Here is a 26,895-nt window from a genome sequence, read left to right as displayed (position 1 = left end):
GTATCTAGGCGCTATATCGCTCGGGGGTGTTGCGCCGACGCAGATGCACGAGCAACAGCGCGACGGCCGCCGGAGTCATCCCTTCAACGATTGCGGCCTGGGCAATATTGAAAGGGCGAGCAGCGCCGAGCTTGGCCTTAAGCTCGTTCGAAAGGCCGGACAGCGCCGCATAGTCGAAATCAGCCGGTATATGCCGGTCCTCGTCGCGCTGCTGATCGGCGATCGCCGCGGCCTGCCGGTCGAGGTAGACCGAATAGCCCGCTTCGATTTCCAATGCCTCCGCGACTTTCCCGGAAATCGCCCCCAGCTCTTCAGGCCACACCTTTCGCAGGATATCAAAATCATAGTTCGGATAGGAGAGCAGGTCATAAGCCGTTCGGCGCTGGCCGTCGAGATTGATGTTCAAACCGACGCGCCGCGCCTCGTTCGGCGTCAACGTCAATGACTGCAGAAGCATCCGACCCGCTTCGATTTCTGTCTGATAGCGTGTGAATCGCTGTTTTCGTTCGCCGCTCACACATCCGAGCTGCATCGCCAACGGCGTTAGCCGCGTATCGGCATTGTCTGCCCTTAGCGTCAGCCGATATTCCGCGCGCGATGTAAACATTCGATACGGTTCCGTAACGCCGCGCGAAATCAGATCATCAATCATCACGCCGATATAGGAATTTGTACGGCTGAAATGAAACGGATCCGAATCGCTGCTTCGCAATGCAGCATTCAGCCCGGCGGCCAAGCCTTGGGCGGCCGCTTCCTCGTAACCGGTCGTGCCATTGATCTGACCCGCGAGAAAAAGGCCGCTCAGCCGTTTGACCTCGAGCGAGGGTGTCAGCTCTCTCGGATCGACATAATCATATTCGATCGCGTAACCCGGCTGAATGATTCTCGCCCTCTCAAGCCCGGGAATCGTCTTGATGAATTCGGCCTGGACCTCTGCCGGCAAAGATGTCGAGATCCCGTTTGGATAGACGGTATCATCGTCGAGACCTTCTGGCTCAAGAAAGACCTGATGTCCGTCCCGCTCTCCGAACTTAACGAGCTTGTCTTCGATCGACGGACAATAGCGCGGACCCACGCCTTCGATCTGGCCGGAATACATGGCCGACCGCATGATGTTGTCGACGATGATGCGGTGTGTCGCCTCGGTCGTCCGGGTGACCCCACATTCGATCTGCGGAGTGGTAATTGCATCGGTCATCAGCGAAAAGGGGACAAGCTCCTCGTCGGGCCCCTGCCGGCCAACGGCCTGCCAGTCGATGGTTTTTCCGTCCAACCGCGCCGGTGTCCCGGTCTTCAACCGTCCCAGCCGCAATCCAAGCCTGGCCAGGGTGGCCGACAGCCCAATCGACGGTGCTTCACCAACGCGACCAGCCGGCGTCTTCTCTGAACCGATATGAATGAGGCCGCGAAGAAAGGTCCCGGTCGTCAGTACAACGGCCGCCGCTCCAAGCACGCGGCCGTCCTGCATGATCACCCCGGCCACGCGGCCATTGACGACTTTCAGATCAAAGGCGTCGCCTTCGACGATATCCAAACCGGCAGTCGCCTCGATCGCCGTCAACATCGCTAAACGATAAAGTTTTCGATCGGCCTGGGTCCGCGGTCCGCGCACGGCCGCGCCTTTTTTCTTGTTCAGCATCCTGAACTGGATGCCGGCGACGTCGGCGACGCGACCCATGAGCCCGTCCATCGCGTCGATCTCGCGAACCAAATGGCCCTTGCCGAGACCGCCGATGGCCGGATTGCAGGACATAACCCCGATCGTATCGCGTCTATGTGTCACCAAAGCGGTTTTGGCGCCAAGGCGCGCGGCCGCACTGGCGGCTTCCGACCCCGCATGGCCGCCACCGATCACAATGACATCATAGACATTATCGGACATCCGATACTCCAAATCCACCAGTCGTTTCAGGTGAAACCGAGGCATAGACCCCGGTGTTTCACGTGAATCACTTGCCGATACAAAACTCTGAGAAGATTACGCCGAGCAGCTGCTCGACATCCACTCTGCCGGTAATTCTGCCCAAATAGTCCGCAGCAACGCGAAGCTGTTCGGTGCGCAGCTCAAGATTGACATCCGTCGCCGAGATGGCGTTCTCAAGCGCCGCCAAACATTTCGCCAGCGAATCCTTATGCCGTTGGCGGCTGGGAATTGCCATGGACAGGCCGGTAAGCCGCGTCGCAACGCTGTTGCCGATCACCTGCCGCAATTCCAACAAGCCGTCACCCGTTGTCGTCGAGATCTGCAGGTCGTAATGACCCGAGACGACATCGACGAGATCCTTCTTCGTCCCGACAGTAACATGTGGCGAAGCCTGGTCCAAGTCGTCAGGGAGCAGGGGGTTCGTCATGTCGACTAGCAGCAGCACCAGATCGGCATCACGGAGCGCGACACGTGCGCGCCGCACGCCCTCCATCTCGACCCGATCATCCGCCTCGCGAAGACCCGCCGTGTCATAAAGCTTGATCAGGTAGCCATCAATATCGAAATCGACCTGCAGGACATCGCGGGTGGTTCCGGCGATATCCGTGACAATCGCCACGTCGCGTCGCGCGAGAGCGTTCAGCAGGCTGGATTTCCCCGCGTTCGGCGCCCCGGCGATGACCACCTTGAAGCCGTCCCGGATAATCTCTCCCGCCGAGGCTGCCGACAGGTGCTGCCCGATATCATGGTGTAGCCTTTCCATCTCAGCCCAGACCATGTCGGATACTGAGCCTGGAACATCATCCTCGTCGGGAAAATCAAGTTCCGCCTCGATTAACGCGCGGGCGCGCGTTAATCGTTTCGCCCACGAATCGTAAATCAGGGAAAGCCCGCCGGCACTCTGTTCGACCGCAAGACGCCGCTGCATCTCGGTCTCGGCGCCGATAAGATCGGCCAGGCCTTCGACTTCGACGAGATCGAGCTTACCGTTTTCAAAAGCGCGGCGGGAGAACTCGCCCTCAACCGCCATCCGAACGCCTGGCATTTCACCAAGGGCCTCAAACAGCGCCGCCAGCACGGCTTTGCTGCCGTGCAGCTGAAGTTCGGCGACGTCTTCGCCGGTAAACGAGTGTGGCCCAGGAAAAAACAATACGAGGCCGCTGTCGATCGGCTGGTTGTTACGAGTCCGAATCGTTCGCCGTACGGCATATCGGGCTGTCGGCACTGATCCGACGAGCCTCGCCAATATGTCTTTGGTCAACGGGCCGCTGATTCGAACGACCGACACACCTGAGGGTGTGGCACCGCTCGACAGCGCATAGATCGTATCATGCAGCATGGCCATATCGCCTGTTTCGGTTCGAGCCCGAATCGATCCTGCCAAACAGAAAAGCTGGCGACATCGTTCGGATGCCTCCAGCTTCTATAGGATGAATCCGGCTAAGGATTATGTATTCATCGAGTCGAAGAAGTCGGAATTGTTCTTCGTCTGCTTCAGCTTGTCGATCAGGAATTCGATTGCATCGGTCGTGCCCATCGGGGCCAGAATGCGGCGGAGGACGAAGATCTTCTGCAGATCCTGGCGCGGAACGAGCAGGTCTTCCTTACGCGTGCCGGACTTCAGAATGTCCATCGCCGGGAAGATACGCTTGTCGGCGACCTTGCGATCGAGGACGATTTCCGAGTTGCCGGTACCCTTGAACTCTTCGAAGATGACTTCGTCCATGCGGCTGCCGGTATCGATCAGCGCGGTGGCGATAATCGTCAGCGAACCGCCTTCCTCGATGTTGCGGGCAGCACCGAAGAAACGCTTCGGCCGCTGCAGGGCGTTGGCGTCGACACCGCCGGTCAGGACCTTGCCTGAGGAGGGAACGACGGTGTTGTAGGCACGGCCGAGACGGGTGATCGAATCGAGCAGGATAACGACGTCGCGGCCATGCTCGACAAGGCGCTTCGCCTTTTCGATGACCATCTCCGCCACCTGGACGTGGCGCACGGCCGGTTCATCGAAGGTCGAGGAGATGACCTCGCCGCGGACGGAACGCTGCATGTCGGTCACTTCCTCGGGGCGTTCATCGATCAGAAGAACGATGAGATAGCATTCCGGATGGTTTGCCGTGATCGAATGGGCGATATTCTGCAGCAGCACGGTCTTACCGGTGCGCGGCGGCGCGACGATCAGTCCGCGCTGGCCCTTGCCGAGCGGCGCCACTAGGTCGATGACGCGCGGCGACAGATCCTTGGAAGTGGGGATCTCGAGTTCCATCTTGAAACGCTCGTTCGGATAGAGCGGCGTCAGATTGTCGAAATGAACCTTGTGACGGATCTTTTCCGGATCGTCGAAATTGATGGTGTTGACTTTCAGCAGCGCGAAATAGCGCTCGCCTTCTTTGGGTCCCCGGATCGGCCCTTCGACCGTATCGCCTGTTTTGAGCGAGAACCGGCGAATCTGCGAGGGGGAGATATAGATATCGTCCGGACCCGGCAGGTAGTTTGCATTGGCCGAACGCAGAAAACCGAAACCATCCTGCAGAACCTCGACGACCCCTTCGCCGATAATTTCGACATCCTGGCTGGCAAGCATTTTGAGGATCGCAAACATCAGCTCCTGCTTGCGCATCGTGCTGGCATTCTCGACCTCGAGCGATTCGGCGAAAGCCAGAAGATCCGTCGGGGATTTGCTTTTAAGTTCCTGAAGCTTCATTTCAGCCATGAAGTGACCAATACTCTTTTCAATTTTGAAGGGGAAAGGCGATGTTGGGTCGTATTCGGTACCGCGAAAGGGCTCGCAGACGACTGAACTCTACACACATGCCACGTAGATGAGTTGCGCGGAAAATAGCGACTCGCAATCGCCGCCGCAAGAGGGCTGCTTAAAATGAAGCAAATTTAACCTGAGGGCGATTTTCGCCTCAGAAGGGCTTCACCACGACAAGGATCACGATCACGATCATCAGCAAGGTCGGCGCTTCGTTCATGAAGCGCCAATAGCGCGCGGAGCGGCGATTTTCATCTCGCTCGAAGGCGCGGACCGCGCGGCTGAAAAACATATGAACACCGGTCAGCAGCACGACGAGGCCGATCTTGGCATGCAGCCAGCCGCCCTGGAATCCATAGACGGACCAGGCGAGATAGAGGCCGAAAATCCACGTCAGCATCATCGCCGGCGTCATGATGATCCGAAGCAGCCGGCGCTCCATCACCTTGAAGGTTTCCGATTGCACCGAGCCCGGTTCGGCATCGGTGTGGTAGATGAACAGCCGCGGCATATAGAACAACCCGGCCATCCAGGAAATCACCGCGATGATGTGCAGCGCCTTGATCCAGAGATAGAGATTATCAGGGTTCCAGGCGAAAAGCCCGACCGCCATCAGCGCGAAGAAAACCAGCGCAAAATGGGCGCGCCGGCGGGCATAGGCGCCGGGTCTGCGATCGGTCTGCCTTTCCATCGTCACTTCCCGCCTCGCATCTGGCCGCCCCGCACGCGATCGACCAGCAGGCGCACATGCTCGGGGTCGGCCTGCGGCGTGATGCCGTGGCCGAGATTGAAAATCAGCGGGCCATGGCCGAGATGCTGCAGAATATCGTCAATACCCTCTTCGAGCGCCCGCCCGCCGGCAACGACGCGCATCGGATCGAGATTGCCCTGCACCGGTCCGTCCTTCTGAAGTTCGGCGGCAAAGGCCAAAGGCACCGACCAGTCGAGGCCGATCGCATCGGCGCCCGTCTTCTGACGATAGTTCTTCAGCTGGTAACCGGCGCCCTTGGCAAAGGCGATGATGCGCGCCTGCGGCCGCTGCGATTTGACCGAAGCGATCATTCGCGCAACCGGCCGGATCGCGAACGCCTCGAACTCCCTCTCGCCGAGAACGCCAGCCCAGGAATCGAAGATCTGCACGGCATCGGCGCCGGCATCGATCTGGGCGACGAGATAATCGGCCGACACATCCGCAAGCAGCATCAGCAGCTGTTCGAAGGCGCGGGGATGTTTGTAGGCGAAGAGACGGGCAGGGGCCTGATCCGGCGTGCCGTGACCGGCGATCATATAGGTCGCAACCGTCCAGGGCGCCCCGCAGAAGCCGAGCAGCGTCGTCTCATCAGGCAACTCCTGGCGCAGCCGCCGCACCGTTTCCAGAACCGGTCTGAGATAATCGACGACCTCTTCCCCGTTCAATCGCCCGATACCGGCTTCATCGATTGGATCCATCTCAGGGCCATGACCCTCGGTGAACCGGACGTTCCGCTTCATTGCATCGGGAATGACCAGGATATCGGAAAACAGAATGGCGGCGTCAAAGCCATAACGGCGGATCGGCTGCAATGTCACTTCGACGGCATGATCGGGCGTATAACAGAGATCGAGGAAACTTCCGGCCTTTGCCCGTGTCTGCCGATATTCCGGGAGATAACGTCCCGCCTGTCTCATCAGCCAGAGAGGAGGAGGGGAGAGGCTTTCACCTTCGAGAACCCTCATGATCTTTCGGCGCGTGTCGCTCAAGCGCTTCTTCCCTATAAAAAATCAAAGATATTTTAAAAGGTTTCTATTTCTTAGAGTCGGTGTCTATCAAGGATTAAAATCCATCCACTGCCGATGCCATTTGTCGCGTGCTCGCAAAAAATATCGGAAGGATTTCGCCATTTCATCGAAAGTTCGGGGAGAAACCGAATCTGAAAATGATTCCAAATCCTTCCGGATCAATGATTTTTCTCGTGGCTGTGGATAAGCTGTGGACCTCATCTCGACAATTCAACCTCTTCCACATCGTCCACAGGGCCTGCCGAAACCGATCTGCAAAATTCGAAATGTGGATAAGGGGGCATGTTTTCCCTTGCCGGGAGATGCCTCGCCGCCTTAGCTCTGTTTCATCCAGTCTTTTCAACAGGCAGTGGAAAATAGCGTGGAGAACAGAACGAACTTCTTTCATCTGCATCTGATTTCTGACTCAACCGGGGAGACTCTGATCTCCGCCGGGCGCGCCGCATCGGCGCAGTTCAGATCCGCGCAGCCGATCGAACATGTCTATCCGCTGATCCGTAACCGCAAGCAGCTGCTGCCGGTTCTGCAGGCGATCGATGATGCCCCCGGCATCGTGCTCTATACGATCGTCGACCGGGAGCTTGCGAGCCTGATCGATGAACGCTGCGTCGAGATGGGTGTCGCCTCGGTGAATGTGCTGGAGCCGGTCATGAATGCGTTTCAGATCTATCTCGGTGCGCCGTCGCGCCGTCGGGTCGGTGCCCAGCATGTGATGAATGCCGGATACTTCGCGCGCATCGAAGCGTTGAATTTCACCATGGATCATGACGATGGCCAGATGCCGGACGATTATAATGACGCCGATGTCGTCATCATCGGCATCAGCCGCACGTCGAAAACACCGACCAGCATCTACCTTGCCAACCGCGGCATCAAGACGGCGAACATTCCGATCGTTTATGGCGTGCCGTTGCCGGAGAGCCTGTTCACGACGACCAAGCCGCTGATCGTCTGCCTGATCGCCACCACCGACCGTATCTCCCAGGTGCGGGAAAATCGTATCCTCGGCGCGACGCATGGCTTCGATCGTGAACACTACACCGATCGCGCCGCAATATCCGAGGAGCTGAAATATGCCCGCTCGCTCTGCGCTCGCCACAACTGGCCGCTGATCGACGTCACTCGCCGCTCCATCGAGGAAACCGCCGCGGCAATCGTTGCCCTGCGCCCAAAGCTGCGCTAAGCGCTGACCGGCAGCCGGTACGTCGAGGAGCCTATGACAACAAAACTCATCCTTGCATCGTCGAGCCCGTTTCGACGGATGCTGATGGAAAATGCCGGCCTATCCTTCGAGGCGCATGCCGCGCAGATCGATGAACGGGCGGTCGAAGCCCCGTTGGAAAAAGCCGGCGCTCAACCAGATGCCGTTGCTCTCGTTCTCGCCAGGGCCAAGGCCGAAGAGGTCAGCAGCCGTTTCCGCGATGGCCTGGTCATCGGTTCGGATCAGACGATGTCGCTCGGCGATCGCGTCTTCCATAAGCCCACGGATATGGTAGAGGCGGCCAATCACCTTCAGACTCTTTCGGAAGCAACCCACCGGTTGAACAGCGCTGTGGCAATCGTCCGCAACGGTGTTGTGGTGTGGGAACATCTCGCCCATGCCGATCTGACAATGCGGCCGCTGACGGCGGATTTCATTGGCCGGCACCTGGCCCGGGTCGGCAACAAGGCGCTCTCCAGCGTCGGCGCCTATCAATTGGAAGGGGAGGGCATCCAGCTGTTCGAGAAAATCGAAGGTGATTATTTCACCATTCTCGGCCTGCCGATGCTGCCGCTTCTGGAAAAATTACGAGACCTCGGAGCGATCGATGGGTGATTCACGTGAAACATTCGGGCCGAAAGCGTTTGTCACGGGCTTTCCGGTCAAGCATTCGCGCTCACCGTTGATCCACGGATATTGGCTGAAGACGCTCGGCCTGCCAGGCAGCTATCGCGCCCATGAAGTGGCGCCCGAGGCCTTTGCCGATTTCATCGCTTCGCTGAAGGATGGCAGTTCCGGCTTTACCGGCGGCAATGTCACCATTCCCCACAAGGAACTGGCTTTCCGTCTCGCCGACAAGCCGGACGAACTATCGCACGAGCTCGGCGCCTCGAACACGCTTTGGCTGGACGATGGCCTGCTGCATGCGACGAACACCGACGGCCGCGGCTTCACCGCCAATCTCGACGAACGCCATCCGGGCTGGGACCGCCAGGACACGGCGGTCGTCTTTGGCGCCGGCGGCGCCAGCCGGGCGATCATCCAGGCGGTTCGTGATCGTGGTTTCAAGACGATCCACGTCGTCAACCGCACCGTCGAACGCGCCCGTGAACTGGCCGATCGCTTTGGCCCGAAAGTTCAGGCCCACCCGATCGGCGCCCTGGCCGAAGTGATGAAAGGCGCCGGTCTGTTCATCAATACCACCTCGCTCGGCATGGATGGCGAGGCCGCACCCCAGCTCGATTTCACCCCTCTTGCGGCTGAGGCCGTCGTCACCGATATCGTCTATGTCCCCCTGAAGACGCCGATCCTGGCGCAGGCGCAAGAGCAGGGATTTCCGATCGTCGATGGTCTCGGCATGCTGCTGCATCAGGCCGTGCCGGGATTCGAAAAATGGTTCGGCAAGCGTCCTGCGGTCGACGCGGCGCTGCGCGCGCTGATCATCGCCGATATGGAAGCACACTGAATGCTGAAGATCGGACTGACCGGCTCCATCGGTATGGGAAAATCGACGGCGGGTAAGCTCTTTGCCGAGGCGGGGATCCCACTGAACGATTCGGATGCCGTGGTCCACGATCTTTATGCCGGCGAGGCCGCACCCCTGGTGGATGCCGCCTTTCCCGGCACGATGAAGGATGGCGCCGTCGACCGGCACGAACTTGGCCGTCAGCTGGCGCTTGATCCCGGCGGCTTCAAACGCCTGGAAGCGATCGTCCATCCGCTGGTGCGCAAACGCGAGACGGAATTTTTAAAGCGGCAGCGCCGTGCCGGCGCCGAGATGGTCGTGCTCGATATTCCCCTGCTCTTCGAAACCAATGCCTCGGAAAGAGTGGATGTCGTCGTCGTCGTCAGCGCCGGTCCACAGATTCAACGCGACAGGGTGCTTGCGCGCGAAGGCATGACCGAGGAAAAATTCGAGATGATTCTCTCACGCCAGACGCCGGACGCGGAAAAACGGCGCCGGGCGGATTATCTGATCGACAGCAGCCGCAGTATCGCGGAGACGAAGGAACGGGTGCTGGAGATTATCGCCGACCTGAAAACGCGGATTGCCAAGGGAGATTTCCGGAATGCGTGAGATCATCTTCGATACGGAAACCACCGGCCTCGACAACCGCGCCGACCGCATCATCGAAATCGGCGGCATCGAGCTATTCAATCATTTCCCGACCGGCAATGTGATCCATATCTACATCAATCCCGGCGATCAGAAGGTTCATCCGGATGCACTCGCCGTGCACGGCATCACCGACGAATTCCTGAAGGACAAGAAACCCTTCGCCGAGGTCGCCGAGGAAATCCTGACCTTCTTCGGCGACGCCAAGTGGATTGCCCACAACGCCACCTTCGATATGGGCTTCATCAACGCCGAATTGGCGCGGATCGGTTTGCCGCCGATTCTGCCGGAGCGGGTGCTCGATACTCTGTCGATGGCGCGGCGCAAACATCCGATGGGCCCGAATTCGCTCGACGCGCTCTGCCGGCGTTACGGCATCGACAATTCGCACCGCACCAAACACGGCGCGCTGCTCGACTCCGAACTGCTCGCCGAAGTCTATATCGAGATGATCGGCGGCAGGCAGGCAGCTTTCGGCCTGAGCATGACCGCTACATCAGGTCAGAACGGTCGCGGCAATGCGACTGAGCAAGACGATGTGATGATTGCATCCGTGCTCGAGCGGCCCCGCCCGCTTGCCCCCCGCCTCAGCCAGTCCGAGGCGCAGGCGCATGAGGCGCTCGTCGCCAAGCTCGGCGAGAAAGGCATCTGGGCGAAATACGCCAGCCTGAACTAAACCGGCCGCAATTGAAAATGCCCGGGACTTGCCCGGGCATCCGCATCTCAAAACCGAAAAATCCGATCAGTTCGGAACGGCCTCAACCTTGGCGCGGGCCTGTTCCTCGGCAACGCGCTGGGCGAACATCTGCGTGAAGTCGATCGGGTCGATCATCAGCGGCGGGAAACCGCCGTTGCGGGTGACGTCGGCGATGATCTGACGGGCGAAGGGGAAGAGCATGCGCGGGCACTCGATGAAGAGAACCGGCAGCATATGTTCCTGCGGGAAACCGGCAACGCGGAAGACGCCGCCATAAGCCAGTTCGGTATGGAACACCGTCTTGTCGCCGTCCTTGGCTTCCGCATTCAGCGACAGCACGACATCGAAATCCGTATCCGAAAGCGGGTTGGCGTTGACGTTCACATTGATGTTGATCGTCGGCGCCTTGTCGCGGGCCTGCAGCGAACGCGGCGCACCCGGATTTTCGAAGGAGAGGTCCTTGGTATACTGCGCAAGGATCGAAAGGGTGGGGCTGGCCGCACCGTTGGTGTTGTTATCGTCTGCCATTGGCTTTTCCTCGAGGGGCATGGGAATGGTGCCGCCATCTAACATTTCAGGGAAGGGCTTACAACCCTGAGCGCTTGCCGCCGTTGATCGGTCGAAGCGCCTCAATCCCCGAGATGTTTGCCCGACCATGGCGAGTTGCGGTCCGGCTCCCTATGATAGTCCTCGTCGTCGAGATCGACCACCTTCGAATTCTGGTTGCGGTCGCGGAAATCCGGCTTCGGGCCAGCGGAAAAGCCGCTCCTGGCGTTGACGGTGACGAAGCGTTTGGCGACCCACCGCCAGACGAAATCACGCACCGGCGGAATGAGAATCAGGATGGCGATGACATCCGTGATGAAACCGGGAATGATGAGCAGCAGCGAGGCGATGACGTTCATCGCCGGCCGCAGCAACTCGCGGCCCGGCATTACCCCGTTTCGTCCTTCGCTCGACATGCGGCGCAAAATACCGATGCCCTGCCGGCGCAGCAGAACCATCCCGAGAACGAAGCCCAGCATGACGAGCGCCAGCGTCAGCCACAATCCGATTGCGCGGCCGACGACGACGAAACCGGCAATTTCGGCGAGCGGCAGCAGCAGAATGAAAGCCGGCAGGATGGAAAAACGCATGGTCGTGATGTCCCGGGCTTGCCGGTCTCCTCTTGGCGCCGGCGAAGATGCCAGCCATCATTTGAATCATCTGTATAGGCAGACTATATGGGAGTACAAATCAGAGATGTTAACGGCGGCTGCGATACGATATGAGTTCGAACGACTTCATCACATTATTCTTCCTGGTGGCGGCTGTGCTGATTTTCTTTCAGCTCCGCTCCGTGCTCGGGCGCCGCACCGGAAATGAGAAGCCGCCGCGCGATCTCTATACGCCGCGCGATGCGGCTCCGGCCGAAGCCGCCGATGCCGGCAAGGTCGTGACGCTGCCGCGCCGCGACGCGACGACGGAGGATGAGGATCGTTTCGCCGCCATCGACGCCTTCGCCGCACCCGGAACGCCGCTCAACGAATCACTGCGCGCGCTGAACAAGGCCGATCCGGCCTTCAGCCCGAAGGAGTTTCTGAACGGCGCCCGCATGGCTTACGAGATGATCGTCATGGCCTATGCCGATGGTGACCGGAAAACCCTGAAGAACCTGCTGTCGCGCGAGGTCTACGACGGCTTCGATGCTGCGATCGGCGAGCGCGAAACCCGGGGCGAGAAAGTGAAGTCCACCTTCGTCGGCATCGACAAGGCCGAAATCACCCATGCGGAGACGAAGGGCAGCGAAGCGCAGATCACCGTTCGCATCATCAGCCAGCTGATATCGGCCACTTACGACAAAGCGGATGTGCTGATCGAAGGCGACGCCGAAAACGTCGCCGAGGTCAACGATCTCTGGACCTTCGCCCGCGACACCCGCTCGCGCGATCCGAACTGGAAACTCGTGGCGACCGAATCGGAACATGAGTGACCACGCATCGGACTTCGTCCTGCAGGCCATAAGCTTCGACACCCTGGAAGGCTGGAAGGATGACGATCCCTCCGGCCTTTTTGAAGTCATGCGCCGCTGCCGCCGCCAGATCAGCGATGTCAAAGCCTACCGCACCGGATCGCTTGGCCTGAGTTCGGAAGACCTGCTGCCGCTTCTGCACGCCGCCGAAGATTTCACGCCGTCATCGCCATCAGCGGCGCGCGCCTTTTTCGAGAGGCATTGTCGGCCCTTCCTGATTCGCCGCAAGGATGGCAATCCCGGTTTCGTCACCGCCTTTTACGAACCTGATATCGAGGTGTCGGAGCGGCCGGACAAAGTTTTCCGTTTTCCTTTCTACCGGCGCCCGGACGATCTGATCGATCTCGACGATGCCAATCGCCCCGCCGAGCTCGACAATTCCTATGCTTTCGGCCGCCTGCATGATGGCCATATCGCTGCCTATCCGGATCGCCGCGCCATCGACCAGGGTTTTCTCGAAGGCCGCGGTCTCGAAATCGCCTGGGCGAAGTCGAAGGTCGATGTGTTCTTCGTGCATGTGCAGGGTGCGGCCCGTTTGCGTTACAGCGATGGCCGCATCGGCCGCATCACCTATGCGGCGAAGGCCGGCCATCCTTTCTCGGCGGTCGGCAAGCTGCTGATCGACCGAGGCGAGATCGCTCGCGCCGACATTTCGATGCAGACGATCCGCGCCTGGCTGGCGCGCAATCCCGAGCACGTCGACGAGGTGCTGTGGCATAACCGCTCCTATATCTTCTTTCGGGAGGCGATGGTGGCCGATCCCGAGGCCGGTCCGATTGCCGCCGCCAAGGTGCCGCTTCTCGCCGGCCGTTCGCTTGCCGTCGACCGGATGATCCATACCTTCGGCTTTCCCTTTTTCATCCGCTCCGAAAGCCTCACCCATCTCGATGACGGCCGGCCCTTCCGCCGGCTGATGCTGGCGCTCGATACCGGCTCGGCGATCGTCGGACCGGCGCGCGGCGATATCTTCACCGGCTCGGGAGACATGGCGGGAGAAAGGGCCGGCACCGTCCGCAACGACGCCGATTTCGCCATCCTTATTCCCCGGGGCGCCGCCGGACGGTTCGCCTGATGGCCAGGGATCGAAAACTCAGCGCGGACGAGAGGATCCTCTGGGGCAAGGTTGCCCGCAGCACGCGGCCGATGCCCGGCAAGGGGGGTGCGTTGACCGAACTCGATGCTTTTCTTGTCGAAACCGAAGCGGCGGCCGAACAGGAGAAGGCAGGAAAGCAGACCTCCGCCGCGCCTCTGCCGCCGCAGCCGGCAGCACCCTCGGCGCCGAAACCGCCGGCAGGCGTGCATCATCCGCTGGAAAAGCCGGTCAAGCGCAAGATCGCCAAGGGCCGGCTGGCGCTCGAAGCGCGGATCGACCTGCATGGGCTGGTGCAGAGCGAGGCTCATGTCATCCTGCTCGATTTCCTGATCCGCGCCCACGAGCGCGGCATGCGCCACGTCCTGGTCATCACCGGCAAGGGCAGCTCGATGGGCAGCGACGGCGCGCTGAAGCGGGCCGTGCCGCTCTGGTTCTCGAAGCCGGAATTCCGCTACCTGATCTCGTCTTATGAGCCGGCCGCACAGCATCACGGCGGGGAGGGCGCTCTCTACATTCGCCTGTCGCGGCGGCATGGGGAAAAGCCATGACCCCTTTCGGTGAGGCGATTCGCAAGTTGAGAGCGCGTAAGGGTGTCTCGCAGAAGGAGATGGCGGAAGCGCTGAATGTCTCTCCCGCCTATCTCTCGGCGCTGGAACATGGCAAGCGTGGTTTGCCGACATTCGATCTGCTGCAGCGCATCGCCGGTTATTTCAACATCATCTGGGATGAGGCCGAGGAACTGTTTCTGCTCGCCCGCTCCTCCGACCCGCGCGTCGTCATCGACACATCAGGCCTGCCGCCGGAATATACCGAATTTGCCAACCGATTGGCGCGGCGGATCCGCAGCCTTGACAGTGCAGAGATAGGCCGGCTATCCGCTCTTCTCGAAAATGGCGTCAAAGGCGACGGAAAAGCGTCATAATCCCCTGTTTTATGGCTTGTTCAGGGGACTTGCCATTGGGAAGTGTGTCCAAAAAACCTATATACGAGAGTGAAGAAAGCCGGTGATTCGCAAGGCGCGCCGCAGCTTTACGACAACAGGGAAAATCTCGACAGAATGAGCGATACATCCGCGACGGAAAACGGCGTAAGCACCGAATATGGCGCAGATTCCATCAAGGTTCTGAAGGGCCTTGATGCCGTGCGCAAGCGTCCCGGCATGTATATCGGCGATACCGACGATGGCTCCGGCCTTCATCACATGGTCTATGAAGTCGTCGACAACGCGATCGACGAAGCGCTTGCCGGCCATGCCGACATCGTCACCGTCACGCTCAATCCGGATGGCTCGGTGACCGTCACCGACAACGGCCGCGGCATCCCGACGGACATTCATACCGGCGAAGGTGTGTCGGCGGCCGAAGTCATCATGACGCAGCTGCACGCCGGCGGCAAGTTCGACCAGAATTCCTACAAGGTCTCCGGCGGCCTGCACGGCGTCGGCGTCTCCGTCGTCAACGCATTGTCTGTCTGGCTGAAGCTGAAGATCCGCCGCCACGACAAGATCCATGAAATGAGCTTCACCCATGGCGTGGCCGATGCTCCGCTCAAGGTCACCGGCGAAGCGCCCAACGAGACCGGCACGGAAGTGAGCTTCATGCCGAGCACCGACACCTTTACCATGACGGAGTTCGACTACGGCACGCTCGAGCATCGCCTGCGCGAACTTGCCTTCCTGAACTCGGGCGTGCGCATCCTGCTGACCGACAAGCGCCATTCCGATATCAAGCAGGAAGAGCTGCGTTATGACGGCGGCCTCGAGGCTTTCGTCGCCTATCTCGACCGGGCCAAGAAGTCGCTCGTCGACAAGCCGGTCGCCATCCGCGGCGAAAAGGACGGCATTACCGTCGAAGTGGCGATGTGGTGGAACGACAGCTACCACGAGAACGTGCTCTGCTTCACCAACAACATCCCGCAGCGCGACGGCGGCACGCATATGGCCGGCTTCCGCGCGGCCTTGACACGCCAGGTCGTATCCTACGCCGACAGTTCCGGCATCACCAAAAGGGAAAAGGTGACGCTGCAGGGCGAGGATTGCCGCGAAGGCCTGACGGCGGTGCTCTCGGTCAAGGTGCCCGATCCGAAATTTTCCTCGCAGACCAAGGATAAGCTTGTCTCCTCGGAAGTCCGTCCGGTTGTTGAAAGTCTCGTCAACGAGGCGCTGAACACCTGGTTCGAAGAGCATCCGAGCGAAGCCAAGATTCTCGTCGGAAAAGTCGTCGAAGCAGCGGCCGCGCGCGAAGCGGCCCGCAAGGCCCGCGAATTGACCCGTCGCAAGGGCGCCCTCGATATCGCCTCGCTGCCCGGCAAGCTCGCCGACTGCTCAGAGCGTGATCCGACAAAATCGGAAGTCTTCCTCGTCGAGGGCGATTCCGCCGGCGGCTCGGCCAAGCAGGGCCGCTCGCGCGAAAACCAGGCGATCCTGCCGTTGCGCGGCAAGATCCTCAATGTCGAGCGTGCCCGTTTCGACAAGATGCTGTCGAGCCAGGAAATCGGCACGCTGATCACAGCACTCGGCACCGGCATCGGCAAGGACGAGTTCAACGTCGAAAAGCTGCGCTATCACAAGATCATCATCATGACGGATGCTGACGTCGACGGCGCCCATATCCGCACCTTGCTGCTGACCTTTTTCTTCCGCCAGATGCCGGAACTGATCGAGCGCGGCCATCTCTATATCGCCCAGCCGCCGCTCTATAAGGTCTCGCGCGGCAAGTCGGTGCAGTATCTGAAGGACGAAAAGGCGCTGGAGGAATACCTCATCAGCCAGGGCCTGGAAGATGCGGCGCTGAAGCTCGGCAGCGGCGAAGTCCGCACCGGCCAGGATCTGCGTGAGGTTATCCTCGATGCGTTGCGCATGCGCGCTTTGCTCGACAATCTCCATTCGCGTTACAATCGTGCGGCCATCGAACAGGCGGCGATCGCCGGCGCTCTCAATGCCGAACGCGTCAGCGACCGGGCAAGAGCCCAGGCATTGACGAGCGAGGTAGCAAGCCGCCTCGACATCATCGCCGAGGAAACCGAACGTGGCTGGCAGGGCGATCTGACCAGCGATGGCGGTCTGCGTCTCGAACGCATGGTCCGCGGCGTCAAGGAAATCGTCGTGCTCGACATGGCGCTGATCGGCTCCTCGGATGCTCGGCATATCGACCAGCTGACGTCACGGCTCAAGGAAATCTATCAGACGCCGCCGTCGCTGCATCGCCGCGAAGGCGACCTCGAGATTTCGGGCCCGCGCGCCTTGCTCGATGCAATCTTCGCGACCGGCCGCAAGGGCCTGACGATGCAGCGCTATAAGGGTCTTGGCGAGATGAATGCCGAGCAGCTCTGGGAAACCACGCTCGATCCGAACGTCCGTTCGCTGCTGCAGGTCAAGGTCCCCGACGCCACCGATGCCGACGGTCTCTTCGCCCGGTTGATGGGTGACGAAGTCGAACCGCGGCGCGAATTTATCCAGGACAACGCGCTGAGCGTCGCAAACCTCGATATCTGATTGTTATTTTTACAAGCAAAAGCCCCGCTGTCCCCAGACGGCGGGGCTTTTGCTTGTGTCGGGCGCTTAATCCGCGACGAAACGGCCGTTGAACGCCACCTCGGCGAGCGGTTTGCGCTGACTGGGGAATTCGCGCGCCTGGTTACGTTCGGAAAGAACGCTCTTGTCGGCCAGACGGCCGACGGCAACGCCGGCTTCCACCCGATAACCCTCGGGGATGCCGAAGCTCTTCATGATGTCCTGGTGTTTTATGCCGCCCATGCCATGGGCGTAGAACATCGCCGAAATCCGACTGAATTTCAGGAAAGCCGTACCGCTTCGCGCCAAAGCCGTAATGACACCGGTGAATAATTCGTTCATAGGTGGCTGCAAATCCGTTTTTTCGATGAGGAGGAAATTCCATGAAGCTGATGCGTGTTGGCCAAGCAGGCAATGAAAAACCCGCGCTTCTCGACGCCGATGGCAAGATCCGCGATCTCTCCGGCCATGTTGCCGATATCGCCGGCGAGGCGATCACGCCGGCAGGCCTGGCAAAAATAGCGGCGATCGATCCGAAGAGCCTTCCGGAACTTATGCCCGGCCGTATCGGCGCCTGCGTCGCCGGCACTGGCAAATTCATCTGCATCGGCTTGAATTATTCGGATCATGCTGCCGAAACCGGCGCAACCGTTCCGCCCGAGCCGATCATCTTCATGAAAGCAACATCGGCAATCGTCGGCCCGAACGACGATGTCATCATCCCCCGTGGTTCGGAAAAGACCGATTGGGAAGTCGAACTTGGCGTCGTCATCGGCAAGACTGCCAAATATGTAACGGAAGCCGAAGCGCTGGATTACGTCGCCGGTTATTGCGTCTCCAACGATGTCTCCGAGCGCGCTTTCCAGACCGAGCGGTCCGGGCAATGGACGAAGGGCAAATCCTGCGACACCTTCGGCCCGATCGGCCCATGGCTCGTGACCAAGGACGAGGTTCCGGAACCGCAGAACCTCGGCATGTGGCTGACGGTCAACGGCCAGAAGATGCAGAACGGCTCGTCGAAGACCATGGTTTACGGCGTGGCTTTCCTGGTCTCCTACCTCAGCCAGTTCATGTCGCTGCATCCCGGCGACGTGATCTCGACCGGCACGCCTCCGGGCGTCGGCATGGGCCTCAAGCCGCCGCGTTATCTCAAGGCCGGCGACGTGGTCGAACTCGGCATCGAAGGTCTGGGCACACAGAAGCAGACCTTCGTAGCGGACCGTTAACGACGCTTCCTGCTGAGAAACTTAAGTTTTCAGGGCGATTATGATGCCGGGGATCAAATCTCCGGCATTTCTTGTGTGGGTCTGGTTCGTCCATGTTGCTGTGCAACAAAAAACTGTTAGTCTGCGTTACGTGCCCGCGTAACGGAAAGAGTCGATGCCGCTCAATCGGCCTCATCTTTTCGATAGAGAAAGGTGGCGCCTTTGTTTTATCAGCTTTATGAATTGAACCATGCCGCCATGGCGCCGTTTCGCGCCGCGGCTGATATCATGCGATTTGCCTATGCCAATCCGCTGAACCCGTTTTCCCATACGCCGCTCGGCCGGACGATGGCGGCAAGCCTCGAAATGTTCGAACGCACGACGCGCCGTTACGGCAAGCCGGAATTCGGACTGAAGCAGACGACGATCGGCGATCGGATGGTTTCCGTCCGCGAAGAGATCGTCTGGTCGCGGCCCTTCTGCAATCTCCTGCATTTTGCCCGCAATGCTCCAGCCGCCCGCGGCAACGATCCGCGTATTCTGATTGTTGCGCCGATGTCCGGCCATTATGCGACGCTGCTGCGCGGCACGGTGGAGGCGCTGCTACCGAGCGCCGATGTCTACATCACCGACTGGATCGACGCCCGCATGGTGCCGATGACGGAAGGCACCTTCGATTTCGACGATTATGTCGATTATGTCATCGAGATGCTGCATTTCCTCGGTCACGACACCCATGTGATCGCCGTCTGTCAGCCTTCCGTTCCGGTGCTGGCTGCGGCTGCGGTGATGGAGGAAGCCAATGATCCGCTGTCGCCGGCGTCGATGACGCTGATGGGCGGCCCGATCGACACCCGCATCAACCCGACGGCGGTCAACAAGCTCGCCCAGGAGCGGTCGCTGCAGTGGTTCTCCGACAATGTCATCATGAACGTGCCCTGGCCGCAGCCGGGCTTCATGCGCCCGGTTTATCCGGGATTCCTGCAGCTTTCGGGATTCATGTCGATGAATCTTGACCGGCATCTCGTCGCGCACAAGGAATTCTTCATGCATCTCGTGAAGAACGACGGCGAACCGGAAAAACATCGCGATTTCTACGACGAATATCTCGCCGTCATGGATCTGACCGCCGAATTCTACCTGCAGACGGTCGAGCAGGTCTTCATCAAGCATTCGCTGCCGAAGGGCGAATTGATGCATCGCGGCAAACGCGTCAATCCGGCAGCGATCCGCAAGGTGGCGCTTCTGACCGTCGAAGGCGAGAATGACGATATCTCGGGGGTCGGCCAGACCAAGGCGGCGCAGACGATCTGCGTCAACATTCCCGAAGATATGCGCATGCATTACCTGCAGCCGGATGTCGGCCATTATGGTGTATTCAACGGCTCGCGGTTCCGCCGCGAGATCGCGCCGCGCATCCTCGATTTCGTCCGTCAGCATTCCCGTTCTGCCGTCAAGCCTCCGGTCCCGCGTGTCATCAAGGGCGGGCGGACAGCCTAAATCAGGCATAGCTGAATTAGCAAAACGTATTCAAGGCCTTGTCCGATTTTATGGGCAATCGTCTTGAAGGTCGTTATTGCGGTAACCACATCGATTTCAGCGTTCGGTATCCTGCCGGGCGTGGAAAGCGAGGGATACCCGCACGATGAACCAGTCAGCATTGCTTCGACCGGATTGGACTCCGGCTACCATTGCCCTGATGATTCTCGGCTTCATGGTTTTCTGGCCTCTGGGTCTTGCCATGCTTGCCTACATCATCTTCGGCGACCGCCTGCGCGGCTTCAAGCGTGACGTCAACCAGGCGACCGATGGCTTCTTTGCCTCCTGCCGCCGCTCGAACGGCCGTCACCGCCCGCATTTCTCGACCGGCAACGTCGCCTTCGACGACTGGCGCAAGGCCGAGATCGACCGGATCGAGGAAGAGCGCCGCAAGCTCGATGAAATGCGCGAGGAATTCGACGCCTACATGCGCGAACTTCGCCGCGCCAAGGACCAGGAAGAGTTCGATCGCTTCATGCGTGACCGCAAGAACGCCAAGCGTGACGACAACGGCCCGGTCGCCGAATACCAGACGCCTTGAAGGGCTGAACGCTGAATTGATGACCGGCATCTTCCGATGCCGGTTTTTCTATGTCCGCTCCCCCCGCGAATCGGATAGAAAACACCCATGTTCTCGCTTCTGAAGACAAGGCCGAAAGCGCGGAAACCGGCGCCGCCCGAAACCCGGACGCTTGAGGTGGCCGGCCGGCTGATGCCGTTGACCATCAAGCAGCATGACCGGGCGACGCGCATCACCTTGCGCATTGAGCCGGGCGGCCGGGCCTTGAAGATGACGGTGCCGAAAGGTCTTGCGGCGCGCGAGGTCAATGCCTTTCTCGATCGGCATCAGGGTTGGCTGCTCACCAAACTTGCCAAATTTTCGACCGATGCCGGTCTGCGCGACGGCGGCGAAATTCTCTTTCGCGGCGTGTCCCATCGCATCCAGCATACCGGCAGCTTGCGCGGCCTGACGGAGGCGGTTTTGGTGGACGGCAGACCGGTGCTGCGGGTCAGCGGAATGGAGGAACATGTCGGACGGCGCATCGCAGCCTTTCTCAAGAAGGAGGCGCGCGCCGAACTGGTGAAGCTGGCGACCATGCACGCCGCAACGATCCGGGCGCCGATCCGCTCGATCTCGATGAAGGATACGCGCAGCCGCTGGGGCTCCTGCTCGTCGGAAGGAAATCTGAGCTTTTCCTGGCGCATCGTCATGGCGCCGCCCTCGGTGATCGACTATCTCGCCGCCCACGAAGTTGCCCATCTCAAGGAGATGAACCACGGGCCTCACTTCTGGGCGCTTTGCAAGAAGCTTTGCCCCGGCATGGAGGAAGCGAAATCCTGGCTGAAGCGGCACGGAAGCCAGCTGCACGCCATTGATTTCGACTGATCGACGTTGGCGCTAAATGCAGCCTAGCACGCAAATTGGCTCGACTCTTGCTGCATTTCGTGTCACTTCGCTGCCATGAAACCCGATATCAAGATCTGTGGCTTGAAGACGCCAGAAGCGATCGATCGTGCGCTGAAACGCGGCGCGACCCATATCGGTTTTATCTTCTTCGAAAAGAGCCCTCGTTACATCGAGCCGGACCTGGCGGGTAAACTGGCCGAGCCTGCGCGTGGCAAGGCGAAGATCGTCGCCGTCGTCGTCGATCCCACCAACGACGAGCTTGATGAGATCGTCTCGCTGTTGAAGCCGGATATTCTGCAGCTACACGGCAATGAGAGCCCCGAACATGTGCTGACGATCAAGGCGCTCTATGGCCTGCCGGTCATGAAAGTCTTTTCCGTGCGCACGGCCGACGATCTGAAGCGCGTCGAAGCCTATATCGGCATCGCCGATCGTTTCCTGTTCGACGCGAAAGCGCCGAAGGGTTCGGAACTGCCGGGCGGCAACGGCATTTCCTTCGACTGGAGCCTTTTGAGCTGGCTCGACGGCAGCATCGACTACATGCTCTCAGGCGGGTTGAACAAGGACAATGTCGCGGATGCGCTTGTGAAGACCAAGGCACGTGGTATCGACGTCTCCTCGGGCGTCGAAACTGCGCCTGGCGTGAAGAGCGTCGCAATGATCGATGAATTTTTCGATGCGGTCGAAGAGGCGGATACGCCTGTCATGGCCTCAGGGAGTTGAGAGTGAACGAAACGCCTAAACCGAATTCCTTCCGTTCCGGGCCTGATGAAGACGGCCGCTTCGGCATCTATGGCGGTCGTTTCGTTGCCGAAACATTGATGCCTTTGATTCTCGATCTGCAGGACGAGTGGAACAAGGCGAAGAACGATCCGGCATTCCAGGCCGAATTGAAGCATCTCGGCGCCCATTATATCGGCCGCCCGAGCCCGCTCTATTTCGCCGAGCGGCTGACGGCCGAGCTCGGTGGCGCGAAGATCTATTTCAAGCGCGAGGAGCTGAACCATACCGGCTCGCACAAGATCAACAACTGCATCGGCCAGATCCTGCTTGCCAAGCGCATGGGGAAAACCCGGATCATCGCCGAAACCGGCGCCGGCCAGCATGGTGTTGCCTCCGCCACCGTTGCCGCCCGCTTCGGCCTGCCCTGCGTCGTCTATATGGGCGCCACCGACGTCGAGCGTCAGGCGCCGAATGTTTTCCGCATGAAGCTGCTCGGCGCCGAGGTCAAGCCGGTGACGGCCGGCAGCGGCACGCTGAAGGACGCGATGAACGAGGCGCTTCGCGATTGGGTCACCAATGTCGAGGATACCTACTACCTGATCGGAACGGCGGCCGGTCCGCATCCCTATCCGGAGATGGTCCGCGATTTCCAGTCGGTGATCGGCACCGAAGCGAAAGAGCAGATGCTGGCAGCCGAAGGCCGCCTGCCGGATCTCGTCATCGCTGCCGTCGGCGGCGGTTCGAACGCGATCGGCATCTTCCACCCCTTCCTTGACGATTCCTCCGTCAAGATCGTCGGCGTCGAAGCCGGCGGCAAGGGCCTGCAGGGCGACGAACATTGCGCGTCGATCACCGCCGGTTCGCCGGGCGTGTTGCACGGCAACCGCACCTATCTGCTGCAGGATGGCGACGGCCAGATCAAGGAAGGCCATTCGATTTCGGCCGGTCTCGATTATCCCGGCATCGGCCCGGAGCATTCCTGGCTCAGCGATATCGGCCGCGTCGACTATGTGCCGATCATGGATCACGAAGCGCTGGAAGCTTTCCAGACCCTGACCCGCCTCGAAGGCATCATCCCGGCGCTCGAGCCCTCGCACGCGATTGCCGAGGTGATCAAGCGCGCGCCGAAGATGGGCAAGGACGAGATCATCCTGATGAACCTCTCCGGCCGCGGCGACAAGGATATCTTCACCGTCGGCAAGATTCTGGGAATGGGACTGTAAGACATGACCGCACGCATGGACAAACGCTTTGCCGAGCTGAAGGCCGAGGGCCGTCCGGCGCTTGTGACCTATTTCATGGGCGGCGATCCTGATTACGATACCTCGCTCGGTATCATGAAGGCGCTGCCGGAAGCAGGCTCCGACATCATCGAGCTCGGCATGCCCTTTTCCGATCCGATGGCTGACGGCCCGGCGATTCAGCTCGCCGGCCAGCGTGCGCTGAAAGGCGGCCAGACGCTGAAGAAGACGTTGCAGCTGGCGGCCGATTTCCGCAAATCCGATGACGCGACGCCGATCGTGATGATGGGCTACTACAATCCGATCTATATTTACGGCGTCGAGAAATTCCTCGACGATGCGATTGCTGCCGGCATCGACGGCCTGATCGTCGTCGATCTGCCGCCTGAGATGGACGACGAGCTCTGCATTCCGGCGATCCGCAAAGGCATCAATTTCATCCGCCTGGCGACGCCGACGACGGATGAGAAGCGCCTGCCGAAGGTTTTGAAAAACACGTCCGGCTTCGTCTATTACGTCTCGATGAACGGCATCACCGGTTCGGCGCTGCCGGATCCGTCGTTGGTTTCGGGCGCGGTCGAACGCATCAAGCAGCACACGCAACTGCCCGTCTGCGTCGGCTTCGGCGTCAAGACGGCGGAACATGCAAAGGTCATCGGCGCTTCGGCCGATGGCGTCGTCGTCGGCACCGCCATTGTCAATCAGGTCGCGACCAGCCTGACGAGTGACGGCAAGGCGACGGCGGACACGGTTCAGGCCGTTGCCACGCTGGTGCGCGGCCTTTCCACGGGAACACGTTCGGCGCGCCTTGTTGCTGCCGAATAGTTTGCCCACATTGGTGTCAAAGCATGTCGCGCAAAACTGTGCAGCGGTTTAGCGGGAACACAAAGACCCAAAGCTGGCAAGCGATCTTGAAAGATCGTGACGCGCTTTAGTCAATCAGGAGTATTCGAGTTGAACTGGATCACCAACTACGTTCGCCCGCGGATCAATTCCATGCTGGGCCGTCGCGAAGTGCCGGAGAACCTCTGGATCAAGTGCCCGGAAACCGGCGAAATGGTCTTCCACAAGGATCTGGAAGGCAACAAATGGGTTATTCCGGCCTCCGGCTATCATATGAAGATGCCCGCCAAGGCCCGCCTGGCCGATCTGTTCGACAACGGCGACTATGAATCGCTGCCGCAGCCGAAGGTCGCCCAGGACCCGCTGAAATTCCGCGATTCGAAGAAATATAGCGATCGGCTGCGCGACAGCCGCCTGAAGACCGAACAGGAGGATACCATCCTCGCCGGCCTCGGGAAGGTGCAGGGACTGAAACTCGTGGCGGTCGTGCACGAATTCAACTTCATCGGCGGTTCGCTCGGCATGGCTGCCGGCGAGGCCATCGTCAAGGCGTTCGAGCGTGCGACGTCTGAAAAGTGCCCGCTGGTAATGTTCCCCGCTTCCGGCGGCGCGCGCATGCAGGAAGGCATCCTGTCGCTGATGCAGCTGCCGCGCACGACGGTTGCCGTCGACCTGCTGAAGGAATCCGGTCAGCCCTATATTGTCGTCCTGACCAATCCGACCACAGGCGGCGTCACGGCCTCCTATGCCATGCTCGGCGATATTCATCTGGCTGAGCCGGGCGCCGAAATCGGCTTTGCCGGCAAGCGCGTCATCGAGCAAACCTTGCGCGAAAAACTGCCCGAAGGCTTCCAGACCTCCGAATATCTGCTGGAGCATGGTATGGTCGATATGGTCGTCAAACGTCACGATATTCCGGAAACGCTGGCGCGTGTGCTGAAGATCCTGACGAAGAAGCCGGTGTCAGCGGCGAACGACATGAATAGCGGCGCGATCGCTCTGGCAGCGAGCGCCTGATAACCGATAAGCAGGCGGGGTGCCGAATTGATACCCAGAGGCCAAACCGCGGTGAGTGAGGCAGCACAGGAGATCGACAAGCTCATGGGATTGCATCCCAAGGGTTTTGATCTGTCTCTCGATCGCATCACCCGTCTTCTCGATCAACTCGGCAATCCGCACCGGAAACTGCCGCCGGTGATCCATGTCGCCGGCACCAACGGCAAGGGCTCGGTCACCGCCTTCTGCCGCGCTCTGCTCGAAGCCGGCGGCTACAGCGCCCATGTTCACACCTCGCCGCATCTCGTCAATTGGCACGAGCGTTATCGCATCGGTGTGGCGGGCGGCCGCGGGCAGCTTGTCGATGACGCCGTCTTTGCCGAGGCCTTGCGCCGTGTGGCCGATGCCAATGCCGGACAGCACATCACCGTCTTCGAAATCCTGACGGCGGTCACCTTCATCCTGTTTTCCGAACAGCCGGCCGATGCCGCGATCATCGAAGTCGGCCTCGGCGGCCGGTTCGATGCCACCAATGTCATTTCCGATCCGGCGGTCTCGGTGATCATGCCGATCTCGCTGGATCACCAGCCCTATCTCGGCGACAGGGTCGAGCTGATCGCCGCCGAAAAAGCCGGCATCATGAAGCCGGGACTTCCCGTCGTCATCGGCCACCAGGAATATGACGCCGCACTCGACGTGCTGATGTCGACGGCCGAACGGCTGCATTGCCCGAGCGCCGTCTTCGGGCAGGATTTCATGGCGCATGAGGAATATGGCCGGCTCGTCTATCAGGACGAATTCGGTCTGGCCGACCTGCCGCTGCCGCGCCTTCCCGGCCGCCATCAATATGCCAATGCCGCCGCTGCCATCCGCGCCGTCAAGGCGGCGGGCTTCACCGTTACCGAGACGATGATGGAAAAGGCGATGAATTCGGTGGAATGGCCGGGCCGGCTGCAGCGCCTCGGCGAAGGCCGGCTGCTGCAACACGCACCCGCCGGCGCCGAGATCTGGATCGATGGCGGGCACAATCCCGGGGCCGGCGAAGTGATTGCCGAAGCCATGGCCAATTTCGAAGAGCGCCAGTCCCGGCCGCTTTTCCTGATCATCGGCATGATCAACACCAAGGACCCGGTCGGCTATTTCAAGGCCTTTGCCGGCTTGGTCGAGAAGGTTTTCTGCGTGCCGATCCGCAACAGCGATGCGATGATCGACCCGGTGATCTTGTCGAACGCCGCCTATGATGCCGGCCTGGTTGCCGAACCGATGTCGACGGTCGGCGATGCGCTGGAAGCCATAAAAGCAGTCCTCGATCCGGAGGGGGTACCCCCGCGCATCCTCGTCGGCGGTTCTCTCTATCTCGTCGGCGATGTGCTTTCCGACAACGGCACGCCTCCGAAGTGATCGGTGAAATGAACAATACGAAATGAAAAAAGCCCGGTCGAAGCCGGGCTTTTTCGTCGATGTGAATTGGGCGATATCAGGCGGCGCTGGAAATCCAGTTCGAAAGCGCGGTCTTCGCCTTAGCGCCGACAGAAATATCGGCGACTTCGCCGCCCTTGAAAATTGCGAGCGTCGGAATGGAGCGCACACCGAACTGTGCGGCGAGTTCCGGGTTCTCATCGATATTCAGCTTAGCGACCTTGACCTTGCCTTCCATCTCGACGGAGATTTCTTCAAGGCTCGGCGCAATCATCTTGCACGGGCCGCACCATTCAGCCCAGAAATCGACGACGACAGGCTCTGCGGATTCCAGAACTTCCGACTGGAAATTGTTGATATCGACTTTCACGGTAGCCATGGGCTGCTCCTTTACCTCGGGTGTTGAACCACATGTGATGGTGCGGTGCCGA

At 60.0% G+C, this 26,895-nt stretch carries 27 protein-coding genes and 1 pseudogene; 19 read left to right on the top strand and 9 right to left on the bottom strand.

Annotated elements, in window-relative coordinates:
* Positions 1 to 4 precede the first annotated feature (4 nt).
* The 5 genes from mnmG to hemE form a co-directional block, all read right to left on the bottom strand.
* Positions 5 to 1,882, bottom strand: a complete 1,878-nt coding sequence (gene mnmG / locus FHX14_RS03745) for a tRNA uridine-5-carboxymethylaminomethyl(34) synthesis enzyme MnmG (protein ID WP_184376344.1) — start codon at positions 1,880 to 1,882, stop codon at positions 5 to 7.
* Between the two features lie 67 nt (positions 1,883 to 1,949).
* Entirely contained in the window at positions 1,950 to 3,269 is a 1,320-nt protein-coding gene (gene mnmE / locus FHX14_RS03740; RefSeq protein ID WP_184376343.1) for a tRNA uridine-5-carboxymethylaminomethyl(34) synthesis GTPase MnmE, read from the bottom strand.
* 102 nt (positions 3,270 to 3,371) lie between these two features.
* Positions 3,372 to 4,637, bottom strand: coding sequence for a transcription termination factor Rho (gene rho / locus FHX14_RS03735; RefSeq protein WP_003589536.1), 1,266 nt, complete (start codon positions 4,635 to 4,637; stop codon positions 3,372 to 3,374).
* A 199-nt stretch (positions 4,638 to 4,836) separates the two neighbouring features.
* Entirely contained in the window at positions 4,837 to 5,373 is a 537-nt protein-coding gene (gene hemJ, locus FHX14_RS03730) for a protoporphyrinogen oxidase HemJ (RefSeq protein WP_184376342.1), read from the bottom strand.
* Positions 5,374 to 5,375: 2 nt separating this feature from the next.
* Positions 5,376 to 6,422, bottom strand: a complete 1,047-nt coding sequence (gene hemE / locus FHX14_RS03725) for a uroporphyrinogen decarboxylase (RefSeq protein WP_054185482.1) — start codon at positions 6,420 to 6,422, stop codon at positions 5,376 to 5,378.
* A gap of 400 nt (positions 6,423 to 6,822) precedes the next feature.
* On the opposite strand from hemE, the gene FHX14_RS03720 reads away from it, so the two are divergent.
* The 5 genes from FHX14_RS03720 to dnaQ are packed head-to-tail and all read left to right on the top strand — an operon-like array spanning position 6,823 to position 10,454.
* Positions 6,823 to 7,644, top strand: a complete 822-nt coding sequence (locus tag FHX14_RS03720; protein WP_003589532.1) for a pyruvate, water dikinase regulatory protein — start codon at positions 6,823 to 6,825, stop codon at positions 7,642 to 7,644.
* A gap of 33 nt (positions 7,645 to 7,677) precedes the next feature.
* Positions 7,678 to 8,277 carry a Maf-like protein gene (locus FHX14_RS03715; protein WP_184376341.1) on the top strand — a complete coding sequence of 200 codons (600 nt, stop codon included), beginning with the start codon at positions 7,678 to 7,680 and terminating at the stop codon, positions 8,275 to 8,277.
* A complete protein-coding gene (locus tag FHX14_RS03710; RefSeq protein WP_012559391.1) occupies positions 8,270 to 9,127 on the top strand; it encodes a shikimate dehydrogenase in 858 nt (285 codons plus the stop codon). Before FHX14_RS03715 ends, FHX14_RS03710 begins: the two co-directional genes overlap by 8 nt.
* A complete protein-coding gene (gene coaE, locus FHX14_RS03705; RefSeq protein ID WP_184376340.1) occupies positions 9,128 to 9,739 on the top strand; it encodes a dephospho-CoA kinase in 612 nt (203 codons plus the stop codon).
* Positions 9,732 to 10,454 (top strand): DNA polymerase III subunit epsilon, encoded by a 723-nt coding sequence (gene dnaQ, locus FHX14_RS03700; protein WP_184376339.1) that lies wholly within the window; start codon positions 9,732 to 9,734, stop codon positions 10,452 to 10,454. Before coaE ends, dnaQ begins: the two co-directional genes overlap by 8 nt.
* 66 nt (positions 10,455 to 10,520) lie before the next feature.
* Here dnaQ and secB read toward each other — a convergent pair whose 3' ends face one another.
* Positions 10,521 to 11,003 carry a protein-export chaperone SecB gene (gene secB, locus FHX14_RS03695; protein ID WP_003589527.1) on the bottom strand — a complete coding sequence of 161 codons (483 nt, stop codon included), beginning with the start codon at positions 11,001 to 11,003 and terminating at the stop codon, positions 10,521 to 10,523.
* 101 nt (positions 11,004 to 11,104) lie between these two features.
* On the bottom strand, positions 11,105 to 11,611 hold the full coding sequence (locus tag FHX14_RS03690; RefSeq protein ID WP_184376337.1) for an FxsA family protein: 507 nt from the start codon (positions 11,609 to 11,611) through the stop codon (positions 11,105 to 11,107).
* Positions 11,612 to 11,742: 131 nt separating this feature from the next.
* Here FHX14_RS03690 and FHX14_RS03685 point away from each other — a divergent pair, with 131 nt between their 5' ends.
* The 5 genes from FHX14_RS03685 (at position 11,743) to gyrB (ending at position 17,072) form a co-directional block, all read left to right on the top strand.
* Entirely contained in the window at positions 11,743 to 12,447 is a 705-nt protein-coding gene (locus FHX14_RS03685; protein ID WP_003589525.1) for a Tim44/TimA family putative adaptor protein, read from the top strand.
* A complete protein-coding gene (locus tag FHX14_RS03680) occupies positions 12,440 to 13,558 on the top strand; it encodes a murein transglycosylase A (RefSeq protein WP_184376335.1) in 1,119 nt (372 codons plus the stop codon). The genes FHX14_RS03685 and FHX14_RS03680 overlap by 8 nt, the downstream gene beginning before the upstream one ends.
* Positions 13,558 to 14,127 (top strand): Smr/MutS family protein, encoded by a 570-nt coding sequence (locus tag FHX14_RS03675; RefSeq protein ID WP_184376333.1) that lies wholly within the window; start codon positions 13,558 to 13,560, stop codon positions 14,125 to 14,127. Before FHX14_RS03680 ends, FHX14_RS03675 begins: the two co-directional genes overlap by 1 nt.
* Positions 14,124 to 14,501 carry a helix-turn-helix transcriptional regulator gene (locus tag FHX14_RS03670; RefSeq protein ID WP_012559396.1) on the top strand — a complete coding sequence of 126 codons (378 nt, stop codon included), beginning with the start codon at positions 14,124 to 14,126 and terminating at the stop codon, positions 14,499 to 14,501. The genes FHX14_RS03675 and FHX14_RS03670 overlap by 4 nt, the downstream gene beginning before the upstream one ends.
* 135 nt (positions 14,502 to 14,636) lie before the next feature.
* Positions 14,637 to 17,072, top strand: a complete 2,436-nt coding sequence (gene gyrB / locus FHX14_RS03665; RefSeq protein ID WP_054185496.1) for a DNA topoisomerase (ATP-hydrolyzing) subunit B — start codon at positions 14,637 to 14,639, stop codon at positions 17,070 to 17,072.
* Positions 17,073 to 17,138: 66 nt separating this feature from the next.
* On the opposite strand, the pseudogene FHX14_RS03660 reads toward gyrB, so the two are convergent.
* Positions 17,139 to 17,375: pseudogene (locus FHX14_RS03660) on the bottom strand (nitroreductase); the annotation flags it as partial.
* Between the two features lie 98 nt (positions 17,376 to 17,473).
* Here FHX14_RS03660 and FHX14_RS03655 point away from each other — a divergent pair.
* The 9 genes from FHX14_RS03655 (at position 17,474) to FHX14_RS03615 (ending at position 26,446) form a co-directional block, all read left to right on the top strand.
* On the top strand, positions 17,474 to 18,316 hold the full coding sequence (locus FHX14_RS03655; protein ID WP_184376332.1) for a fumarylacetoacetate hydrolase family protein: 843 nt from the start codon (positions 17,474 to 17,476) through the stop codon (positions 18,314 to 18,316).
* A 201-nt stretch (positions 18,317 to 18,517) separates the two neighbouring features.
* Entirely contained in the window at positions 18,518 to 19,795 is a 1,278-nt protein-coding gene (gene phaZ / locus FHX14_RS03650) for a polyhydroxyalkanoate depolymerase (RefSeq protein ID WP_184376330.1), read from the top strand.
* A 145-nt stretch (positions 19,796 to 19,940) separates the two neighbouring features.
* Positions 19,941 to 20,375 carry a DUF2852 domain-containing protein gene (locus tag FHX14_RS03645; protein WP_003571403.1) on the top strand — a complete coding sequence of 145 codons (435 nt, stop codon included), beginning with the start codon at positions 19,941 to 19,943 and terminating at the stop codon, positions 20,373 to 20,375.
* Between the two features lie 87 nt (positions 20,376 to 20,462).
* Entirely contained in the window at positions 20,463 to 21,221 is a 759-nt protein-coding gene (locus tag FHX14_RS03640) for a SprT family zinc-dependent metalloprotease (protein ID WP_184376328.1), read from the top strand.
* Positions 21,222 to 21,296: 75 nt separating this feature from the next.
* On the top strand, positions 21,297 to 21,965 hold the full coding sequence (locus FHX14_RS03635) for a phosphoribosylanthranilate isomerase (protein WP_184376326.1): 669 nt from the start codon (positions 21,297 to 21,299) through the stop codon (positions 21,963 to 21,965).
* Positions 21,966 to 21,967: 2 nt separating this feature from the next.
* Positions 21,968 to 23,188: a tryptophan synthase subunit beta gene (gene trpB / locus FHX14_RS03630; protein ID WP_184376324.1), complete on the top strand. Its 1,221-nt coding sequence runs from the start codon at positions 21,968 to 21,970 to the stop codon at positions 23,186 to 23,188.
* Positions 23,189 to 23,191: 3 nt separating this feature from the next.
* On the top strand, positions 23,192 to 24,031 hold the full coding sequence (gene trpA / locus FHX14_RS03625; RefSeq protein WP_184376322.1) for a tryptophan synthase subunit alpha: 840 nt from the start codon (positions 23,192 to 23,194) through the stop codon (positions 24,029 to 24,031).
* A 129-nt stretch (positions 24,032 to 24,160) separates the two neighbouring features.
* A complete protein-coding gene (accD, locus tag FHX14_RS03620; RefSeq protein WP_184376320.1) occupies positions 24,161 to 25,066 on the top strand; it encodes an acetyl-CoA carboxylase, carboxyltransferase subunit beta in 906 nt (301 codons plus the stop codon).
* Between the two features lie 27 nt (positions 25,067 to 25,093).
* On the top strand, positions 25,094 to 26,446 hold the full coding sequence (locus tag FHX14_RS03615; protein ID WP_184376318.1) for a folylpolyglutamate synthase/dihydrofolate synthase family protein: 1,353 nt from the start codon (positions 25,094 to 25,096) through the stop codon (positions 26,444 to 26,446).
* A gap of 76 nt (positions 26,447 to 26,522) precedes the next feature.
* Here FHX14_RS03615 and trxA read toward each other — a convergent pair whose 3' ends face one another.
* The gene (trxA, locus tag FHX14_RS03610; protein WP_003589503.1) at positions 26,523 to 26,843 is read right to left on the bottom strand and encodes a thioredoxin; all 321 of its coding nucleotides are present in this window, start codon (positions 26,841 to 26,843) and stop codon (positions 26,523 to 26,525) included.
* Positions 26,844 to 26,895 lie beyond the last annotated feature (52 nt).

The sequence above is a fragment of the Rhizobium sp. BK619 genome (genome assembly GCF_014195245.1).
GTDB lineage: Bacteria > Pseudomonadota > Alphaproteobacteria > Rhizobiales > Rhizobiaceae > Rhizobium > Rhizobium acidisoli.
This window is presented reverse-complemented; position numbering and strand designations above follow the sequence as displayed.

Excerpts from the sequence above, each read along its gene's own strand:
- mnmG (WP_184376344.1), bottom strand. The coding sequence starts at position 1,882 with ATGTCCGATAATGTCTATGATGTCATTGTGATCGGTGGCGGCCATGCG.
- mnmE (WP_184376343.1), bottom strand. The coding sequence starts at position 3,269 with ATGGCCATGCTGCATGATACGATCTATGCGCTGTCGAGCGGTGCCACA.
- rho (WP_003589536.1), bottom strand. The coding sequence starts at position 4,637 with ATGGCTGAAATGAAGCTTCAGGAACTTAAAAGCAAATCCCCGACGGAT.
- hemJ (WP_184376342.1), bottom strand. The coding sequence starts at position 5,373 with ATGGAAAGGCAGACCGATCGCAGACCCGGCGCCTATGCCCGCCGGCGC.
- FHX14_RS03715 (WP_184376341.1), top strand. The coding sequence starts at position 7,678 with ATGACAACAAAACTCATCCTTGCATCGTCGAGCCCGTTTCGACGGATG.
- FHX14_RS03710 (WP_012559391.1), top strand. The coding sequence starts at position 8,270 with ATGGGTGATTCACGTGAAACATTCGGGCCGAAAGCGTTTGTCACGGGC.
- coaE (WP_184376340.1), top strand. The coding sequence starts at position 9,128 with ATGCTGAAGATCGGACTGACCGGCTCCATCGGTATGGGAAAATCGACG.
- dnaQ (WP_184376339.1), top strand. The coding sequence starts at position 9,732 with ATGCGTGAGATCATCTTCGATACGGAAACCACCGGCCTCGACAACCGC.
- secB (WP_003589527.1), bottom strand. The coding sequence starts at position 11,003 with ATGGCAGACGATAACAACACCAACGGTGCGGCCAGCCCCACCCTTTCG.
- FHX14_RS03690 (WP_184376337.1), bottom strand. The coding sequence starts at position 11,611 with ATGCGTTTTTCCATCCTGCCGGCTTTCATTCTGCTGCTGCCGCTCGCC.
- FHX14_RS03685 (WP_003589525.1), top strand. The coding sequence starts at position 11,743 with ATGAGTTCGAACGACTTCATCACATTATTCTTCCTGGTGGCGGCTGTG.
- FHX14_RS03680 (WP_184376335.1), top strand. The coding sequence starts at position 12,440 with ATGAGTGACCACGCATCGGACTTCGTCCTGCAGGCCATAAGCTTCGAC.
- FHX14_RS03675 (WP_184376333.1), top strand. The coding sequence starts at position 13,558 with ATGGCCAGGGATCGAAAACTCAGCGCGGACGAGAGGATCCTCTGGGGC.
- FHX14_RS03670 (WP_012559396.1), top strand. The coding sequence starts at position 14,124 with ATGACCCCTTTCGGTGAGGCGATTCGCAAGTTGAGAGCGCGTAAGGGT.
- gyrB (WP_054185496.1), top strand. The coding sequence starts at position 14,637 with ATGAGCGATACATCCGCGACGGAAAACGGCGTAAGCACCGAATATGGC.
- FHX14_RS03655 (WP_184376332.1), top strand. The coding sequence starts at position 17,474 with ATGAAGCTGATGCGTGTTGGCCAAGCAGGCAATGAAAAACCCGCGCTT.
- FHX14_RS03645 (WP_003571403.1), top strand. The coding sequence starts at position 19,941 with ATGAACCAGTCAGCATTGCTTCGACCGGATTGGACTCCGGCTACCATT.
- FHX14_RS03640 (WP_184376328.1), top strand. The coding sequence starts at position 20,463 with ATGTTCTCGCTTCTGAAGACAAGGCCGAAAGCGCGGAAACCGGCGCCG.
- FHX14_RS03635 (WP_184376326.1), top strand. The coding sequence starts at position 21,297 with ATGAAACCCGATATCAAGATCTGTGGCTTGAAGACGCCAGAAGCGATC.
- trpA (WP_184376322.1), top strand. The coding sequence starts at position 23,192 with ATGACCGCACGCATGGACAAACGCTTTGCCGAGCTGAAGGCCGAGGGC.
- trxA (WP_003589503.1), bottom strand. The coding sequence starts at position 26,843 with ATGGCTACCGTGAAAGTCGATATCAACAATTTCCAGTCGGAAGTTCTG.